Raw genomic sequence first — 2,982 nt, forward strand, 5'->3', positions numbered from 1 at the left:
CGTGGCACCTCGCCCCCGTCACCGGCGGCACCCTGGACGGGATCGCGCCGGTGCCGGCCACGCCCGCGGAGCTGGGCGAGGATCAGGTGCGCATCGCGGTGCGCGCGGCCGGCGTGAACTTCCGCGACGTGCTGATCGGTTTGGGCATGTACCCGGATCCGGCGGCCGTGATGGGCAGCGAGGGCGCGGGCGTCGTGGTCGAGGTCGGCCCCGGCGTGACCGACCTGGCCCCCGGCGACCGGGTGATGGGCATGTTCGAACTCGGGTTCAGCCCGCAGGCCGTCGCCCATCGCCGGCGCATCGCCAAGATGCCCGCCGGCTGGTCCTTCACCCAGGCGGCGTCCGTCCCCCTGGTCTTCCTGACGGCCTACTACGCGCTGCGGGACCTCGCCGGGCTGCGGTCCGGCGAGTCGGTGCTGATCCACAACGGCGCCGGTGGCGTCGGCATGGCCGCCATCCAGCTCGCCCACCACCTCGGCGCCACCGTCCACGCGACGGCGAGCCCCGGCAAGTGGGGTGTGCTGCGGGGCCTCGGGGTTGCCGGGGAGCGGATCGCGTCGTCGCGGACCACCGAGTTCGAGCAGACCTTCGGCGCGGCCACCGGCGGTGCCGGGGTGGACGTGGTGCTCGACGCGTTGGCCGGTGAGTTCGTGGACGCGTCGCTGCGGCTGCTGCCGCGCGGTGGCCGGTTCGTGGAGATGGGCAAGGCCGACGTACGCGACCCGGAGGCGGTCGCCGCCGACCACCCGGGCGTGGCGTACCGCGCGTTCGACCTGAACGAGGCGGGCAGCACCCGCATCGGCGAGATGCTCACCGAGATCCTCGACCTCTTCGCGTGGGGCGCGCTGCGTCCGCTGCCCGTACGGGTGTGGGACGTGCGTCAGGCCCGGCAGGCGCTGCGGCACGTCAGCCAGGCCCGCCACGTCGGCAAGGTGGTGCTGCGCATCCCCGCGCCCGCCGACCCCGACGGCACCGTGCTGCTCACCGGCGCGGCCGGAACCCTGGCCGGCGTACTCGCGCGGCACCTCGTCGCCACCGGGCAGGCCCGCCGCCTGCTGCTGGCCTCCCGCCGCGCACCCGGCCGGGACGACGCGTACGCCACCCTGGTCCGGGAACTGACCGACGCGGGCGCCGACGTCACCGCCGCGGCCGTCGACGTCAGCGACCCCGCGCAGGTCACCGAGCTGGTCGCCGGGATCGACCCGGCGTACCCGCTGACGGCCGTGGTGCACACCGCCGGGGTGATCGCCGACGCGACCATCGGTTCGCTGGACGAGTCCGCCTTGCGTACGGTGCTGGCGCCGAAGGTGGACGCCGGGTGGGCGTTGCACGAGGCGACCGCGCACCTGGACCTGTCGGCGTTCGTGCTGTTCTCGTCGGTGGCGGCCACTCTCGGTTCGCCGGGGCAGGGCAACTACGCGGCGGCGAACGCGTTCCTCGACGCCCTCGCGCAGCACCGCCGGCAGCAGGGGCTGCCCGCCACCAGCCTCGCCTGGGGCATGTGGGCCACCGACAGCACGATGACCGCCCACCTCGACGGCGACGACCAGCAGCGGCTGCGGCGCGTCGGGATGAGCCGGCTCTCCCCGGCCGAGGGCGTCGAACTCTTCGACGCCGCCCTGCCGGCGGCCCGGCCGGTGCTCGTCGCGGCCCGCCTCCACGTCACCGGCGAGGCGAGCGGCGTACCGCCGCTGATGCGGCACCTGCTGCGCGGCGGCGGCCGGCGCCGCACCGCCACCGATCGGCCGAGTGCCGGGGCGTCGTGGCGGGAGCGGCTCGACGGCCTGTCCGAGGCGGACGCCCGGCAGGCGCTCGTCGACCTGGTCTGCGGCCAGGCCGCCACGGTGCTGGGGCACGCCTCGGCACAGGCGGTCCCCGCCGCCCGCGCCTTCAAGGACCTGGGCTTCGACTCGCTGACCTCGGTGGAACTGCGCAACCGCCTCGGTGCGGCCACCGGGCTGCGGCTGACCGCCACGCTGGCCTTCGACCATCCCACCCCGGCCCGGCTGGCCGAAGCACCTGTTCGCGCAGCTCGGCCCGGCCACGGGAGCCGGCGCCACCGTCCGTACGGTCGTCACCGCCGACGCCGACGAGCCGATCGCCATCAATCGGCATGGCCTGCCGCTACCCCGGCGGCGTCGCCACCCCCGAGCAGCTGTGGCAGCTAGTCACCTCCGGTGCCGACGCCATCGGCGAGTTCCCGGCGGACCGCGGCTGGGACCTCGACCGGCTGTACGGCACGGACGGCGACCAGGCCGGCGGCACCGTCACCCACCAGGGCGGCTTCCTCTACGACGCGGCCGACTTCGACGCCGGCTTCTTCAACATCAGCCCCCGTGAGGCCCTCGCCATGGACCCGCAGCAGCGGCTGCTGCTGGAGACCGCGTGGGAGAGCTTCGAGTACGCCCGCATCGACCCCGCCACCCTCAGCGGCACCGCCACCGGCGTCTTCGTCGGCGCCGCCTCATCCGGCTACGCCACCAGCGGACGCGACGACCTGGACGGCCTCGAGGGGCACCTGCTGACCGGCACGGCGGGCAGCGTCGCCTCCGGGCGGGTCGCCTACATGTTAAGACCTCGAAGGCCCGGCGGTCACCGTAGACACAAAAAAGCTCCTCGTCGCTGGTGGCGCTGCACCTCGCCGCCCAGGCGCTGCGCGGCGGCGAGTGCGACATGGCCATAAAAAAGCGGGGTGGCGCTGATGGCTCAGCCCGGCATGTTCTCCGAGTTCTCCCGGCAGGGCGGCCTCGCCCCGGACGGGCGGTGCAAGGCGTTCGCCGCCGGCGCGGACGGCACCGGCTGGTCCGAGGGCGTCGGCATGCTGCTCGTGGAGCGCCTCTCCGACGCCCGGCGCAACGGGCACCGGGTGCTCGCCGTGCTGCGCGGCTCCGCCGTGAACCAGGACGGCGCGTCCAACGGGCTGACCGCGCCGAACGGCCCGTCCCGTCCCGGGTCATCCGCCAGGCCCTGGAGAACGCGCGG

1 pseudogene is annotated in these 2,982 nt (G+C 75.1%); it reads left to right on the forward strand.

Going from position 1 to position 2,982, the window contains the following annotated elements:
• Window positions 1–2,982, forward strand: a pseudogene (locus MCBG_RS30665) (SDR family NAD(P)-dependent oxidoreductase); the annotation flags it as partial.

This window comes from Micromonospora sp. M42 (assembly GCF_000568915.1).
Lineage (GTDB): Bacteria > Actinomycetota > Actinomycetes > Mycobacteriales > Micromonosporaceae > Micromonospora > Micromonospora chalcea.